Below are 15,474 nucleotides of genomic sequence, written 5' to 3'. Positions count from 1 at the left end.
AAAACTAACGGGAGGGTTGTTTTTGTAGTTCAATGAGTTAGCGCTAGATTTTAATTTGAGCCCGATACCAACCAAGATAACCGATCATCCGGAAGCACTCCGTCTCCGCCTGACTTACACCTTAGATGCCTATGATTTAGGAAATGGCCATCAATAACTTGCCGAAATTTTGCCGATACGGCATCACGGAATTATTCACCCCTCTTTGACAAAGAGGGGTCGGGGGAGATTTCTCAAAGAGGGGAAGTTATTTCAAATAGAGAGGTGTTACGAATCCCCTTTCATCAGTCCCAACAAATCGTCCGCCGACATTTTGCCGCTGAGGTCGGCGCCGTCGAGCAAGCTGTCGGCCAGATCGCGTTTATGGCCGTGCAGGGCGACAATCTTTTCCTCGATAGTCTGCTTGGCGATCATCCGGTAGATGGTCACTGGCCGCTGTTGGCCCATGCGATGGGCTCGGTCGGAGGCTTGATCCTCCACCGCCGGATTCCACCACGGGTCCATGTGTATCACGTAATCGGCCGCCGTCAGATTCAAGCCGACGCCGCCGGCTTTCAGGCTGATCAGAAACAACTCGCCCTCGCCGCGCTGAAAGGCATCGACCCGCAACTGTCTTTCCTTGGCCGGCGTAGAGCCGTCCAGGTATTGATAAGCAATCCCGCGCTGCTCGATATAGTCCTTGATCAATTGCAAATGATCGACGAACTGGCTGAACACCAGTGCCTTGTGCTTGTTATCCAGCAACTCATCGACGATTTCGCCGAAGGCGGCCAGCTTGCTGCTGGGCAGCGCAATGTCGGCGTTCGCCAGCCGAGTGTTACAACAGCTACGGCGCAGTTTGGTGATGGCCGCCAGGATTTGCAGATGCTTTTGTCCGGGCGGACCGTCGCTGGAAGTCAACATCGCCAAGCTTTCGCGGCGCAAGGCTTCGTAAAACGCGGTTTCTTCCTGACTGAGTTCGACGTAAATCGGAATCTCGGTACGCGGCGGCAATTCCCGCAATACCTGGGTCTTGGTCCGGCGCAAAATAAAAGGCTGAATCAATTTTTTCAGCTGAAAACGGGCCTCCGCACTGCGATCGCGTTCGATGGGACCTGCGAAACGGCGATTGAATTGCTCCAACGACCCCAGCAATCCGGGATTGATAAAGCGGAACAGGTTCCACAATTCGCCTAGATGATTTTCCAGCGGCGTGCCGGTCATGATCACCTTGAAACCGGCTTGCAAATTCATCGCTCCTTGCGAACGGCGAGTAGCGATGTTTTTGATCCATTGCGCCTCGTCCAGAATCACGGTCTGAAAGTTGATGTTGGCCAACATCTCGGCCAGTTGTTCCTGCTGCAGCAAGCCGTAGCTGCAGATCAGCAAGTCGTAAGCCCCGAGATTATCCAACAAACGCTGGCGATCGCCGCTACCGAGCACGATGGGATTCAAGGTCGGAGCAAAACGGTTGGCTTCGTTTTCCCAATTGGCGCAAACCGAGGTCGGCGCCACGATCAGGCTAGGGCCGCCGGGCGCCCGTTCGACCAACAAGGCCAAGCCTTGCACGGTTTTGCCAAGGCCCATGTCGTCGGCCAGGCAGGCGCCGACGCCCCACTGCGCCAACCGCGCCAGCCAGTTGTAGCCATCCAGCTGATAATCGCGCAATTCGGCCTGAAAGGTCGACGGCAGTTGCGGCTGATAATCGCGGGCGGCCTTCAGGCGCTGCATATGCATCCGCCAATATTTGTCGGCCTTGAAGCCGGCTTCGTCCTGCCAGTCTTCCAGGGTCAATGCCGCCAACGGATTCAGACGAACCTTCTTGCCGCTGAGGTCGGCATAGGCTTTTAACTCATCCAGCCGGCGGCGGAATTCGTCGGTCAAGGCGATGAACTGGCCGTCCTTCATTTGCAAAAAACGGCCCTGGCGGCTATCCAACAAGCCCAGCAGTTGCTGCATGTCGATCACGGTATCGTCGTTGACTTTCAACTCGCCCTGCAAGGCAAACCAATCATTGTCGCGTTTGACTTGCACGCTAAAACCACTGCCGTTAGTTTGCCCCAACAGTTTAAAACGCACGCCCTCCGGCCATTCCAGCAAAGCCTGCCCTTCGGGCAGGGATTGGGCCTGCAGTAAAAACTCCAGGCAAGCTTCGGGATGCTCCAGCAGCCAGTCTCCGGCGCCGTCGCGCTCCGCCTCTCCCAGAGCCGGACAGGCCTCAATCACGGCCGCCGACAGTATCTTCTCCCGATTCAAATCGCGTTGAGTTTGCAGGCGCTTAGCGTCGATCTCGGCCAGCACGCTCTCGCCGCCCTGGCCGGGCTGAAAATAAGCCCCGCCATCGGAAAAGGGCCGCACCAACAGCGCCACCCGCAAGCCTTCGCCGTGCGGCAGCAGATGGATGCGCGGCGTGGCATCGGCTTCAACCTGTTCCGCCGTGCTGGAACTGCCGCCGATATCCGAATGCACGGTCAACAGTCCGGAGATGCTGGTCAAGGTCTGTAGGACCCGTTCCTGGGCCGAGGCGGGCACCTCCAAGCCTTTCGGGCCGAGTACGGCGTAAATCTTGTGATGGTCGGCGTTAAACTCCACTATCCGCAATCGGGTCGGAGTTTCCTTGACGATGTGAAATTTTTGTTCGTAGGTAGGCGCCGGCTCCAAGCTGATTTTGATGTTGGCGCCATTGTCCTGTTTTTTGACCCGCAACTCGGCTTCGCCCTTGACCACCTCGACCCGCACCTCAGGCGCATCGGCCCAGAACAATAAAGGATGGCCGATCAGAGCCTGCGGCGTGCCGACGTCGAATTCGAAAAAGGTTCCGCTGCCGTACCAGCCGCTATCGCGGTATTCCTTGATGTGGGAGCACAGTTTCAAATCCTGAACGCTCAGGTAATCGAAGCTGTCCCGTTCCTGGGCCAACCGTTTTAAAGCTATCGCCCTGCCCTTGCTCCAGCCGCCCTTGGCTTGCTGTTTTTGTTCGCGCGGTTCGACCTTGATGCCATCGTGAGTATCCTTAAAACTCAACAGCCAGGCCAGTCTGGTCGGTTTTTCGGCTTGGGCGGTGCTTTCGGTTTTTTTTTCGCCGGCCGGCAGATTCAACAAGGCATCCAGCGCCACTTCCCAATCGGCGCGACTGACGAACAGGTCCGCCAACGCCGTATGGCCTTCATCAAAAAAGCCGCGATCCCATTGGTTCGACTTGACGAACTGCAGGCTGCTGAATATTTTTGCCAACTCGGCCGCCGGCCAGCGGTAACCGTTATTGTTCAAATGGGTATAGAGCTGCTGATCGACCGCTTCGACGCTGGTGGCAAAATCGGCCTTGACCCAAAACTTGATCAACAGCAACAAAACCGGTTGCAACAACGGCATGTGAACGGCGCTATCCGGGGCGCCGCTCTCTCTGAATCCGCTACAAACCCGGAAACTCGAGGCCGCCGATTTGAATAACAATTGCTCGCGCACCGACAAATCGCCTTGCAGAAATTGCTGAAACAGTGCCAAATGCTGATAAACACTGCTCCAGTAGCTGTTGCCCTTGGCCGCCTGCGTCAACAGTGTGTTCAGCTTTGCGCGCGATTTGGCATCGTTGGATTTGATGATAGCCAACGGGTAAAACACGCCGGCCAGACCATAAAAATAGGCATTGCGTTGGTTGCCGTGTTTTCTGAGCAAGGTCAACGCCTTGTCATAATGGCTGACCGCTTCGGCATAACCGCCGCGCAAAAATATCAGCATGGCGGCGATGGCCAGCAATTCGGGCTCATCCGTTCCGGCAACCAAGGCCGACACTGCGTCCCATTCGCCACGCAACAATTTCAATTCCAGGAACAAGCGGCTGAAAACCGGATCGTCCCGGCCCTCGCTGTCTTCCAACTGTTGTTCAAAAAAGGCATCCAGCTCAGGCTGCCGGTAGAGATAAATCAACTGATGCAAACAAGCATAGCCGGCCATTTCGCGCAAAATCAACGGATGCCTTTTCCGGAACCAATCGATATCCAACGGATTTAAAAACCAGGATAAATACAAATCCAAATGGCTGGGTAGATTGCCCGGATAGCGCTGCCCCATATCCAGACAGGTCTGCATTTGCGGGTAATCGCCTCTGAGAAAATAAATGCGGGCCTCGCGAATACAGTCATCCGCGGTGTTATAACGGTAATAGCTTCTTCCCGGCGGATTCAAAGCCAAAACCTCGGCCACGTAGAGCTCGAATTCCTGATCCGTAATCAATTGGCGGGTAATGGTCTCGACCAAGGCCCGCGCGCAACGGGTGCCGCCAGGCCGGGTGTTATCTTCCAACAAACCTTGTGCAATCAAGGGTCTCAGCCGGGCCTTGACCGTCTCGGACTTCAACACCCGGTTGCCTTCCTTGATGCCCAAACCAGCCAGACACTTAGCGATATTGGTCAATGAACAATAACCGTAATAAACCGCCAGCAGATTGACAATGGTTTGCAAATCCGCCGGCAATGCCCGATAGGCATTCAACAGTTTGGTTCGTTGCGGTGCGTGCATAAAGTGAGAACTCAAATTGAAACAGTTGAGCGGATTGATCGCTCCAATAAAAAAGCCCGCATGAAGCGGGCTTTACACTAGCGATAAAGCCGGATTACAGCTTGGCCAACACCTTGGCCACGGTTTCGCCCATCGCCGCCGGGGTTGGCGCGATGGTGACACCCAAGTCTTTCAGCATTTCGACTTTTTCCGCCGCCGACTCGCCGACCGAGGAAATAATCGCGCCGGCATGGCCCATGCGGCGGCCTTTCGGTGCGGTGAGGCCGGCGATGTAGGCTACCAACGGTTTGCTCATGTGTTGATTGGCGAAGATGCCGGCTTCCACTTCTTGCGGGCCGCCGATCTCGCCTATCATCACTACCACCTTGGTTTCAGGATCTTGTTCGAATTTTTCCAGAATGTCGCGGTGCGAACTGCCGTTGATCGGGTCGCCGCCGATGCCGACCGAAGTCGAGACGCCGATACCTAGTCTTTTCATCTGGTCGGCGGCTTCATAGCCCAAGGTGCCGGAACGGCCGACGATGCCAACGTTACCCGGAATGTAAATGTGGCCCGGCATGATGCCCAGCATGGCTTTGCCGGGACTGATGGTGCCGGCACAGTTGGGGCCGGTCAGCACCATGCGTTTTTCTTTCGGGAAACGGCTCAGGAAGATTTTGACCTTCATCATGTCCTGGGTCGGGATGCCGTCTGTGATGCAGACACAGTATTTGATGCCCGCTTCGGCGGCTTCCATGATCGAGTCGGCCGCGTAAGCGGGCGGCACAAAGACGATGCTGGCTTCGGCGCCGGCTTGTTCGACGGCTTCCTTGACGGTGTTGAACACCGGCCGGTCCAGATGTTTCTGGCCGCCCTTGCCCGGCGTGATGCCGCCGACCACATTGGAACCGTAGTTAATCATGTCCTGGGCATGAAAGGTGCCGATCTTGCCGGTAAAGCCTTGAACGATGATGCGAGTGGATTTATCGATGAAAATTGACATGTTGATTAACCTTGTCTAGCGACGACTTCGTTACGGGCCTGTACCGCTTTCTCGGCGGCTTCCGCCAAGGTGTCGGCGGTGATGATGGGCAGACCGCTGTCTTCGATGATTTTACGGCCCTGCTCGACATTGGTGCCGGACAGGCGCACCACCAGCGGCACTTTCATGTCGATGTTCTTGACCGCTTGCACGACGCCCTCGGCGATCCAGTCGCAGCGGTTGATACCGGCAAAGATGTTGACCAGCATGGCCTTGACGTTTTTGTCCTGCAATACCATGCGGAAGGCTTTTTCGGTGCGTTCCGCCGAAGCCCCGCCGCCAACGTCCAAAAAGTTGGCCGGCTCGCCGCCCGCCAGTTTGATCATGTCCATGGTCGCCATTGCCAGACCGGCGCCGTTGATCATGCAGCCGATATCGCCGTCCAGGCCGACGTAGCTCAAGCCTCTATCGGCCGCAGCCATTTCGCGTGGGTCTTCCTGGGTTTTGTCGCGCAGTTCGGAAATTTTTTGGCGGCGGAACAAGGCGTTGTCGTCGAAGCCCATTTTGGCGTCCAATGCAATCAATTCGCCATGACCGGTAATCACCAATGGGTTGATCTCGATCATGTTGGCGTCCAGGTCGCGCATGGCGCGGTAGCAACCTTGGATCAGTTTTACCGCGTGCTGAATTTGATCCGGCTCGATTCCCAACGCAAATGCCATTTCCCGAGCCTGGAAGTCTTGCAAGCCGACGGCGGGTTCGATGTAGATTTTTTTGATCGCATCGGGATTGGTATCCGCCAGTTCCTCGATTTCCATGCCGCCTTGGGCCGAACCGACCATGACGATACATTCGCGCGCACGATCGACCAACAAGCTGAAATATAGCTCCTTGGCAATATCGGTACCGGCCTCGACATACAGTCGCAGGCATTGTTTACCGGAGGGACCGGTCTGATGAGTGACCAGGCGCTTTCCAAGCAGCGCATCGGCGGCGGCACTGACTTCATCGTGGGTTTTGCAGATTTTGATGCCGCCGGCCTTGCCGCGGGCGCCGGAATGAATCTGGGCCTTGACCACCCAGACGTGGCCGCCGATTTCGCGCGAGCGTTGTACGGCATCTTCCGGACTATAAGCCAGACCACCTTCGGCTATTTTGACGCCATATTCGGCCAGCAACTGCTTTGCTTGGTACTCATGAATGTCCATGGTATCTCTCGTGATATTAGAAAATGTAGGTTGGGTTAGTGAAGCGTAACCCAACATTTAAAGCCTTCGTGTTGGGTTACTCCCCGCTGCAACCGCTCAGGGCTAACCCAACCTACATGATTTGAATTATTTCGTTTTCGCGGCAATCGCTTCGGCGGCGCGAACAATGTTGTTCGCCATCCGTTCGGAAGCGGCATCGATCAAGCGGCCGTCCAGCGCGGCGGCGCCTTTACCTTGGGCGGCGGCTTCCTGCAACGCGGCCAATATGCGTTTGGCTTTTTCGACTTCGGCGGCCGGCGGGGTGAACACTTCGTTGGCCAATGCGATTTGCGAGGGATGAATCGCCCATTTGCCTTCGCAGCCCAAAGCAGCGGCACGGCGCGCGCCGGCTTTATAGCCTTCCGGATCCTTGATGTCGCCGAATGGGCCGTCGATGGGACGCAGGCCGTAAGCACGGCAGGCCACGGTCATCCGGCTGATCGCCGCATGCCATTGGTCGCCGGGATAATCGGGATTCAGACCACCGATGTTGACGGTACGGGCCCGGTTGCTGGCGGCATAATCGGCAACGCCAAAATGCAGCGCTTCCACCCGGCCGCCGATGGCGCCTTGTTTGGCGATGTCTTCGACATTAGCCATGCCCAGCGCGGTTTCGATCAGGCATTCGATGCCGATTTTGTTTTTCAGGCCTTGCTGCATTTCCAGCTGGGTCAACATCGCATCGACCATGTAGACGTCGCCGTAGACGCCGACTTTTGGAATTAACAGCGTATCGATTTTAGCGCCTGCTTGTTCGACCAAATCGACCACGTCGCGCACCATGTACTGGGTGTCCAGGCCGTTGATACGCACGGACAAGGTAATGCCGTGACCTTTCCAGTCCAGATCGTTAATGGCTTGAATCACATTTTTCCGCGCCTGCAATTTGTCGTCGGGCGCCACCGCGTCTTCCAAGTCCAGAAACACGAAGTCCACACCGCTTTTCAGGGCTTTCTCGAACATTTCCGGACTGGAACCCGGCACCGCCAATTCGCAACGTTGCACGCGTTGAGCGTTAGCTTCGTAAAGGGTGTGACTCATGAATATATTCCTATTGTTGGTAATCGACCGGAGACATTCCCCGGCCCAGGCTAAAACGGATAACCCGCCATTTTACTTTCAGAGCAGGTAATGTCAATGATGCAAGCCACTGAAACCGCTGATATTGAAGCCGATTCGATGCAAACGACTTGCCCAAATTCGGCAAATATGACACCATCCGGCGATTTTTAGCAGCTTTATACAATCCAAGGAGAAACCAGATGGCGGGTCGCAATCACCTTTTTGTTCCAGGTCCAACCAATACCCCACATGAAATTCTGAGTGCGATGCACGTACCCATGGAAGATCACCGTTCACCGATTTTCCCTAATCTGCTCAAACCCATTTTGGAAGACCTGAAAAAAGTGTTTCGCACCGAAGCCGGCCAATGCTTCGTTTTCCCCGCTACCGGCACCGCCGGCTGGGAAGTGGCGATGACCAACTGCCTGAATATGGGCGACAAGGTTTTGATTTACCGTTTCGGCCAATTCGGCCACCTGTGGGCGGAAGCTTCTAAAAAATTGGGTTTCGACGTCGAAATTCACCAAGTCGAATGGGGCAAGGGCATTCCCTTGGATCATCTGGAAGCGCGCCTGAAACAAGATAAAAACCACGAAATCAAAGCCGTACTGGCGACCCATAACGAAACTTCGACCGGCGTTACCAGCGACATTCACGGCGTTCGCAAAGCCATGGATGCGGCCGGCCACCCTGCCCTGTTGTTCGTCGACGGCGTCAGTTCGATTGCCAGCCTCGAATTCAAAATGGACGAATGGGGCGTGGACGGCGCGATCAGCGGTTCGCAAAAAGGCTTCATGCTGCCGGCCGGCGCCGCGATTCTGGGCTTCAGCCAAAAAGCCCTGGCCGCGATCGACAGCAGCAACTTCCCGCGCTCGTTCTTCTCGCTGAAAGACATGGCGGCTTCCAACAAGGACGGTTATACCCCCTACACGCCTTCCACACCGATGCTGCACGGCCTGCGCAAATCCCTGGAAATTCTGTTGGACGAAGGCATCGAAAACGTCTATGCGCGCCACCACCGCTTGGGCGAAGGCGTGCGCCGCGCCGTTGCCGCTTGGGGCCTGACCATCTGCGCCCAACCCGGTTTCGAGTCCGACACCGTGACTGCTGTCGTGGTACCGGCCGACAAGGACGCCCGCGACGTAATCAGCAATGCTTACAACAAATACCAAATCTCCTTGGGCGGCGGCTTAAGCGAAGTGGCCGGCAAGGTATTCCGCATTGGCCACATGGGCGACATGAACGACGTATCCCTGCTGGGCGCGATTGCCGGCGTGGAAATGGCCCTGCTGGACAGCGGCATAGACATCAAACCGGGCAGTGGCGTCGGTGCCGCGGTCGAATATTATCGCTCTACCGCAAAATAATAAGCTGATAGCTTGGAATACAAGGCGTCGCAAGGCGCCTTTTTCTTATGCATTGCGCTATAAATTACCCTTTAGTGCCATTTCAACACCTAGTTAGCTTCGTTAGACTGCGTTTAATGCCAGTTTGACGTTAATTAGAGGATATCGAATGAAAAAAAAGCTTGTTAGCATTACGCCGTTATTGTTTTGCTGCCTTACAAATTCAGCAAACGCATCACGAATAACAACGATCGATTTCAATGCCATACCGCAGCACCCCACCAACGACATTATTTCCGTCGGAAAGCCTTATATCGAAGACGGCTTCAAATTGACCACACTGGCCGGCGCCTCTTTCCAACTGGCCGGTGGAACCCTATACGCCATCATGCCCTCAAGCACCTATTGGACCGGCAGCGTTGGATTATATTCCGGTGTAATCACGAATCAGGGCAGCGCTTTTCTGCTGGAAAGAGAGGATGGAGGCATTTTTGATCTGATAAGCATGGATGCCGCTTCATTCTGGACGATTACCAGCGGCAGGCAATTCAACGTATACGGCTATCCCCAAGCGGGCGGTTACGTCAACCAGTCGTTCCTACTGGACGACACGACCAACACCTTGGAAACGCTACACTTCAATGATTCATTCAAAAACCTGAACAAAATTCTGTTCAGTTCGGTCTATGCTCAGGTTGACAACATTAATCTCAGCATTGCATCGGTTCCATTGCCCGGCGCGGCATGGTCAATGATTGCCGGCCTCGGGATGATTTGCAGCGGCTTGATTCGTAAAGCTCGTAACGCAAAACAGTAGGCTACGGCAACGGCAAGTTTGTTAAACAACATGCGCCGCAATGATAGTGGCGTTTCCGGCACATCCATTCATGCCGGAAACGCCAACTGCCTTATTCCTGCATCATCAAAGCTTCCTAACCAAACAACGCCATCGCCTTCTTGATGGTCGATGCCACACCCCACAACAACGGCATCGCCACATACAGCCAAAACAGCATTAGCGTCACCACGCTGGTTTTTTGTTGATGATTCATATCGCCCCCTGTTAATGCTCGTCCGCCGGATAAATCCCATCCAACTCGTCAAATTCATCGTGTTTCATATGGTGTTTTTCATGCACCGGCTTGATCAATAAGTTACAGACAAAACCCAACGCCAATATTCCGGCCATGATGTACATCGTCACATTGTAAGCCTCGGCCTTGGCAACACCTTGAGTTATCTGGTATTCACGAATGTAATTGACCAAAACCGGACCCAGCACGCCAGCCGTCGACCAGGCTGTCAGTAAGCGGCCATGAATACCGCCGACATAGCGAGTACCGAAAATATCCGCCAAATAGGCCGGTATGGTGGAAAAACCGCCGCCGTACATACTCATGATCAACGCATACAACAGCACGAAAAGCGCCATATTGCCCAGCATTCCCATACTGGGTACCAGCGCATACAAACTTGCCCCCACCACGAAAAATACAAAATAGGTGTTTTTACGCCCCAAATAATCCGACGCCGATGACCAGAAAAACCGCCCGCCCATATTGAACAAACTCAACAAACCGACAAAGCCCGCCGCCGCCGCGGGCGTCACGCTACCCTTGAACATCTCCTGTATCATCACCGATGCCTGCCCCAACACGCCGATTCCCGCAGTCACATTCAGACACAACACCAGCCACAGCAAATAAAACTGCGGGGTTTTCAGAGCCTGATCGATATGCACATGGCTGCTGGTAATCATCTTATTTTCGACCAGAGGCGGGGCCCAACCTTGCGGCCGCCAATCGTGGGGCGGTATGCGGATGGTCATTGCGCCTATCATCATCGACCCGAAATACAGCACCCCCATCACTAGAAAAGACTCCATCACGCCGACCGAACTTGCCGACTTGAACACATCCATCAGCCACACCGCCAGCGGCGCGCCTATCATCGCCCCGCCGCCAAAACCCATGATCGCCATGCCGGTGGCCATGCCGCGCCGGTCCGGAAACCACTTGATCAAGGTCGATACCGGCGATACATAGCCCAAGCCCAAACCGATACCGCCGATCACGCCGTAGCCCAGATAAATCAGCCAGATTTGATGCAGATAGACACCCAGCGCGGCAATCCAGAAGCCGCCGCCGAAACAACAAGCCGCCACGAACATAGTCAAACGCGGCCCGACTTTTTCCAGCCATTTGCCGCCAAACGCCGCCGACAAGCCCAAAAACACGATCGCCAGGCTAAAAATCCAACCCAAGGTCGTCAACTTCCAATCATCGGCCGCAGGTGCTGAAATACCGATTACCCGTGCCAACGGATCGTTAAAAACGCTAAACGCATACGCTTGACCGATGCACAGATGGACCGATAATGCCGCGGGTGGCACCATCCAGCGGCTGTAACCGGGCTGGGCGGTGATGCGTGATTTGGAAAAAAACTCCGTCATGAAAAAATAACTCCGTGAAAGCGCGGGGGCCAATAAGTCGAAAAAAGTGAAACTATAACAAGCCATCGCGCAAAGGTCACGGCACGCGGCTTTATGGCCAAGCGGCCGCTGTTTTATACTAACCGCCGCCGATCAATTTAAAAAGGGAAGTGTCATGCCTAAACCCAAAGTCCTCGTCACCCGCCGCTGGCCGGCTTCGGTGGAAGCCAAGTTACAACAACTTTACGACGTGACACTGAACCACGATGACCATCCTCTCTCTGCCGAGGAATTTAAACAGGCCTTGCAACATTACGACGCCGTCTGTCCAACCGTCTGCGACAGCCTACCGGCCGATGTATTGAGCGTAGCGAACAAACGCTGCAAAATTTTGGGTAACTTTGGCGTCGGTTATAACCACATTGACATTGCCGCAGCCACGCAACAGGGATTGATCGTCACCAACACCCCCGGTGTTTTAACCGAAAGCACCGCCGACATAGCGATGACTTTATTACTGATGTCGGCGCGGCGCGGCGCGGAAGGTGATCGTCTGGTGCGCGCCGGGCAATGGACAGGCTGGTGCCCGACCCACATGATGAGCAGCGACGTCACCGGCACCACATTAGGTTTGATCGGCTTCGGCCGCATCGCCCAGGCCATGGCACGCAAGGCCCATCACGGTTTCGGCATGAAAATACTCTATGTCAAACCCTCTCCCGCCGATCAAGCCTTGGTCGATGACTTACAAGCCGTACACTGCCCAAGCATCGAAAACTTATTGCCGCAATGCGACTATGTCTCCCTGCATTGCCCCGGAGGCAGCGATACCCGGCATTTGATCAACGAAACCCGGCTGAACCTAATGAAACCCAGCGCGCATCTAATCAACACCGCGCGCGGCGATGTAGTTGACAGCAAAGCCTTGATCAAGGCCTTACAACAAAAACGCATCGCCGGCGCCGGACTGGATGTATATGAAAACGAACCCCATATCGATCCGGGCTTTTTGACGTTGGAGAACGTATCGTTACTGCCGCATCTAGGCAGCGCGACCATTGCCACGCGCACGGCGATGGGAGAGAAGGTTTTGGCGAATTTGGCGGCGTTTTTTGCCGAGGAAAGTTTGCCGGATAGGGTGGTTTGAGCAAACAAACTTCAGCCTTTAGCCACAAACGACTCCGACCGTAACTATGGTAATTTCCCGCGAAAAACATACCCGACTAGCCGGTCTTTTGTCGGCCGCCGCCCAAAAAATTACATAGCGCAACCATGCGCCATTTTCCAATCCTTGTAGCAGAACAAAAATCCGGCGCCATTCGGGTATATTTATTCTTGGCAATCGCCTAAATTCCACAGACCGTATCTTACTGATTATGAGGGGGTCAAATTTCAAAAATAAGGCATATGACACATAGGCATATGCCATTAAACATACTCGCCAGCAAGTCTACAAATGGCAATCTACCAATCAAGATATTTTGCAACCAGGCTAAACAAGCCCGCCTTATTCATAGACCGATTCAAGAATAATGTATTAACCCTACTCCAGCGTCATTAATGTGTTCAATCGCGATAAATAACACAATGTTTTTATGACGAAAATTTGGACAATCGCTTTTAGCGCAGACTTCCAGTCACCATAATTTAACGCCGTCCATCCTATCTGCTTTAGAAAACCAGTTAAGGCGGGCATCACCACCTTCACAACAACTCTAACTGGCCTAATGTTTGCTAGATTAAACACCAGGGTATTCATAGAATTTCACAAAATATAGTCTTTATATTTCTGCCGGAATGTCTTTGTGAATCTATCCCCTATTTTTGTTGCACAACCCTCCCGTTATTCACAACTAATGAGGTTTAACCATAATGAGACAACGCAAACTATCCCAAGCCATTACCATGGCAATTGCCGGCACGGCACTTACATTCGCGGCAGCAGGTAGCGCCTCGGCGTCTACCACCATGTACAATACATTCGGCGCAGGAACAGCCACTCCCGGCGGAACGACTGATGGCTGGCAATGCAGCGACGGCGGGGACAGCCAATGCGGCGCTGGCTCATCACTTGTACCCTGGGTTGGCACATCCGGCTCATCACCCTCGCTAGTTCGCCCGTTTGGAATGCCCGACGTCAATACCGACACAGCGGAAAACGGTGGCGCCACTGCAGTGTCCGCCACCAACTGGGCCGCGCACATCACCGCAGCCGGGGATTCACTGGAAATTTCACGCGCCGACGCAGTCGCTCGTTATGGGGTGGAAGCAGATATCGACAGCGCGGGGGGCGCATGGCAGGATGCATCTTCCAACCACCACGGTTGGGCACATAATACTGATATTGGCTTATTCAAATCGGATGTCAACGCAATGGTTACTCTAAAGGCAACCAATCTGACCTTTGCCAACGCCCAATTCGGGGTGACGGTTTTTACCGGGATGGATGCGGATATTCCAGGTAGCAGTTACACCCACCATACAAACTGGAACATAGCCAAACTTTCGAATTATGATAATTCCGATCCATTCGGCACCACAGGGGTTAATTACGCGCCCGATGCACTAGGTAACGTCATGTGGACCAGCAATATCGGCGAAGGATTTACCTTCATGGCTACCGCCGGCCAAGTCTATTCCATTTATTTGGGGGGCAGCCAAGGAACGGGCTGGAATCAGCAACATGCCCAATATACACTGGAAATAACCACCTCCGCAGTTCCGCTTCCGGGCGCCGTTTGGTTATTCGGCAGTGCACTAGTCGGCTTGGGCGCGGCTGGACGCCGTAAATTGAAGCAATAAGCAAGATAAATAATGTAAGCCCGCTTGTAGCTAGATTAGCTCAAGCGGGCTTTTTTATTGACTATGTTTGAGAGTCGTACTGGCCCGCAGTTATTACCAAACACGCAACGATAAGGGACTGCCGGTAGTAGCAAAACCTCACGCCAGCCGGCGCCAAACAAACTTAGTCCGGAAAAGCGACAGGAAGGGAATTCCTGTAAAGATGTATATCAAGATCTACAAACCTTGCCACGGCATCCGCACTGTTCGAATCAAAATTACAAACATCTCGGGTCGCATGGCCCGAGATGTATTGCTCCCAACTCTAAAGTTGAGTTACTGCCTTTCTCTTATTTAAGCCTAATACCCCCATCAAACCAGCCAAGAACATCCAAACAGCGGCGGGTAATGGCACCGGCGAGGCCGCCAAATTTCCGGTAATTCTTACATCGGCATAAAGTAACTCGGTAGCATTTGGGGCCAGCGTGAAACTAAATATGCCGGAGCTTCCGGATTGAGTTGCAGTTAGCGCCAATGGCAATGTACCTGCCTCGATTGAAGAGTAGCCGCTAAAAGTATAATCGTTATTAAAATAATCGATGCTAACACTGCTATGCGCAAAGTCCCCACCAACACCTGCGTCGAGCAGATAGTCAAGCTTTACATTAATCTCGTAGGTATCGGCGGTATTATTGGCGAAATCCAAACTAAACCAACCCAAATGCGAGGAGTCAACCTGTCCATTGCCGACACTACCACTGGTTGAAAATCTAAAGGCACTACCCAATTGCAGCCCCGCATTCCCAGGGGAGCCAACCGAAGCCAAACCATCACCGGTAACATCAACATAGGAATCGGGGAACACAGCCAGTTCAAATGTAGGTCCGGCAAATAATGACGAACCCAAAACCTCTTCCGAAACACCAGGACTACTAAGATTAGTGATACCGGTAATGGTATACGTTAGTTCAGCAAAACTGTTGAAACTACTTGCCGCCTGTACGGCTTGCACATTCAGCATCGATATGCCGCCCAAAACCAAGCCGAGGCTGATTTGTTTATTAAAGAGATGTTTCATAAATACACACCAGAATTATAAATTGCTCGATTGCAGGCTGGACATAAGCAAAGGCCAGCCTGCAAGATTTT

General features: G+C 53.7%; 11 protein-coding genes. 4 read left to right on the top strand and 7 right to left on the bottom strand.

What is annotated here, in order from left to right; translation table 11 throughout:
* Positions 1–267 precede the first annotated feature (267 nt).
* The 4 genes from IVG45_RS03105 to IVG45_RS03090 all read right to left on the bottom strand — a co-directional run bounded on the left by IVG45_RS03105 (position 268) and on the right by IVG45_RS03090 (position 7,746).
* On the bottom strand, positions 268–4,497 hold the full coding sequence (locus tag IVG45_RS03105) for a DEAD/DEAH box helicase (RefSeq protein ID WP_196436438.1): 4,230 nt from the start codon (positions 4,495–4,497) through the stop codon (positions 268–270).
* A 94-nt stretch (positions 4,498–4,591) separates the two neighbouring features.
* Positions 4,592–5,479 carry a succinate--CoA ligase subunit alpha gene (sucD, locus tag IVG45_RS03100; RefSeq protein ID WP_196436437.1) on the bottom strand — a complete coding sequence of 296 codons (888 nt, stop codon included), beginning with the start codon at positions 5,477–5,479 and terminating at the stop codon, positions 4,592–4,594.
* Between the two features lie 5 nt (positions 5,480–5,484).
* Positions 5,485–6,666, bottom strand: coding sequence for a malate--CoA ligase subunit beta (locus IVG45_RS03095; protein WP_196436436.1), 1,182 nt, complete (start codon positions 6,664–6,666; stop codon positions 5,485–5,487).
* 126 nt (positions 6,667–6,792) lie between these two features.
* Positions 6,793–7,746: an HpcH/HpaI aldolase/citrate lyase family protein gene (locus IVG45_RS03090; RefSeq protein ID WP_196436435.1), complete on the bottom strand. Its 954-nt coding sequence runs from the start codon at positions 7,744–7,746 to the stop codon at positions 6,793–6,795.
* Between the two features lie 221 nt (positions 7,747–7,967).
* On the opposite strand from IVG45_RS03090, the gene IVG45_RS03085 reads away from it, so the two are divergent.
* Together IVG45_RS03085 and IVG45_RS03080 are read left to right on the top strand one after the other, a co-directional pair.
* Complete coding sequence (locus IVG45_RS03085; protein ID WP_196436434.1) at positions 7,968–9,134, top strand: aminotransferase class V-fold PLP-dependent enzyme; 1,167 nt, start codon at positions 7,968–7,970, stop codon at positions 9,132–9,134.
* Positions 9,135–9,282: 148 nt separating this feature from the next.
* Positions 9,283–9,930 carry a hypothetical protein gene (locus IVG45_RS03080; RefSeq protein ID WP_196436433.1) on the top strand — a complete coding sequence of 216 codons (648 nt, stop codon included), beginning with the start codon at positions 9,283–9,285 and terminating at the stop codon, positions 9,928–9,930.
* Between the two features lie 115 nt (positions 9,931–10,045).
* On the opposite strand, the gene IVG45_RS22945 is transcribed toward IVG45_RS03080, so the two are convergent.
* Together IVG45_RS22945 and IVG45_RS03075 are read right to left on the bottom strand one after the other, a co-directional pair.
* Positions 10,046–10,165 carry an MFS transporter small subunit gene (locus IVG45_RS22945; protein ID WP_442923353.1) on the bottom strand — a complete coding sequence of 40 codons (120 nt, stop codon included), beginning with the start codon at positions 10,163–10,165 and terminating at the stop codon, positions 10,046–10,048.
* 11 nt (positions 10,166–10,176) lie between these two features.
* The gene (locus IVG45_RS03075; protein WP_196436432.1) at positions 10,177–11,565 is read right to left on the bottom strand and encodes an L-lactate MFS transporter; all 1,389 of its coding nucleotides are present in this window, start codon (positions 11,563–11,565) and stop codon (positions 10,177–10,179) included.
* Positions 11,566–11,719: 154 nt separating this feature from the next.
* On the opposite strand from IVG45_RS03075, the gene IVG45_RS03070 reads away from it, so the two are divergent.
* Positions 11,720–12,691, top strand: coding sequence for a 2-hydroxyacid dehydrogenase (locus IVG45_RS03070; protein WP_196436431.1), 972 nt, complete (start codon positions 11,720–11,722; stop codon positions 12,689–12,691).
* A gap of 725 nt (positions 12,692–13,416) precedes the next feature.
* Positions 13,417–14,346, top strand: coding sequence for a VPLPA-CTERM sorting domain-containing protein (locus tag IVG45_RS03065; protein ID WP_196436430.1), 930 nt, complete (start codon positions 13,417–13,419; stop codon positions 14,344–14,346).
* Positions 14,347–14,650: 304 nt separating this feature from the next.
* Here the strand turns inward: IVG45_RS03065 and IVG45_RS03060 are convergent, their stop codons facing one another.
* Complete coding sequence (locus IVG45_RS03060) at positions 14,651–15,403, bottom strand: VPLPA-CTERM sorting domain-containing protein (RefSeq protein ID WP_196436429.1); 753 nt, start codon at positions 15,401–15,403, stop codon at positions 14,651–14,653.
* Between the last annotated feature and the right edge of the window lie 71 nt (positions 15,404–15,474).

The organism is Methylomonas sp. LL1 (genome assembly GCF_015711015.1).
Classification (GTDB): Bacteria; Pseudomonadota; Gammaproteobacteria; order Methylococcales; family Methylomonadaceae; genus Methylomonas.
Note: the sequence above shows the minus strand (reverse complement) of the source record. Positions and strands in the feature narration are given on the sequence as shown.

Coding starts and splice junctions, on each gene's coding strand:
- IVG45_RS03065 (WP_196436430.1), top strand. CDS start 13,417: ATGAGACAACGCAAACTATCCCAAGCCATTACCATGGCAATTGCCGGC.
- IVG45_RS03085 (WP_196436434.1), top strand. CDS start 7,968: ATGGCGGGTCGCAATCACCTTTTTGTTCCAGGTCCAACCAATACCCCA.
- IVG45_RS03070 (WP_196436431.1), top strand. CDS start 11,720: ATGCCTAAACCCAAAGTCCTCGTCACCCGCCGCTGGCCGGCTTCGGTG.
- IVG45_RS03090 (WP_196436435.1), bottom strand. CDS start 7,746: ATGAGTCACACCCTTTACGAAGCTAACGCTCAACGCGTGCAACGTTGC.
- IVG45_RS03105 (WP_196436438.1), bottom strand. CDS start 4,497: ATGCACGCACCGCAACGAACCAAACTGTTGAATGCCTATCGGGCATTG.
- IVG45_RS03095 (WP_196436436.1), bottom strand. CDS start 6,666: ATGGACATTCATGAGTACCAAGCAAAGCAGTTGCTGGCCGAATATGGC.
- IVG45_RS03060 (WP_196436429.1), bottom strand. CDS start 15,403: ATGAAACATCTCTTTAATAAACAAATCAGCCTCGGCTTGGTTTTGGGC.
- sucD (WP_196436437.1), bottom strand. CDS start 5,479: ATGTCAATTTTCATCGATAAATCCACTCGCATCATCGTTCAAGGCTTT.
- IVG45_RS22945 (WP_442923353.1), bottom strand. CDS start 10,165: ATGAATCATCAACAAAAAACCAGCGTGGTGACGCTAATGCTGTTTTGG.
- IVG45_RS03075 (WP_196436432.1), bottom strand. CDS start 11,565: ATGACGGAGTTTTTTTCCAAATCACGCATCACCGCCCAGCCCGGTTAC.
- IVG45_RS03080 (WP_196436433.1), top strand. CDS start 9,283: ATGAAAAAAAAGCTTGTTAGCATTACGCCGTTATTGTTTTGCTGCCTT.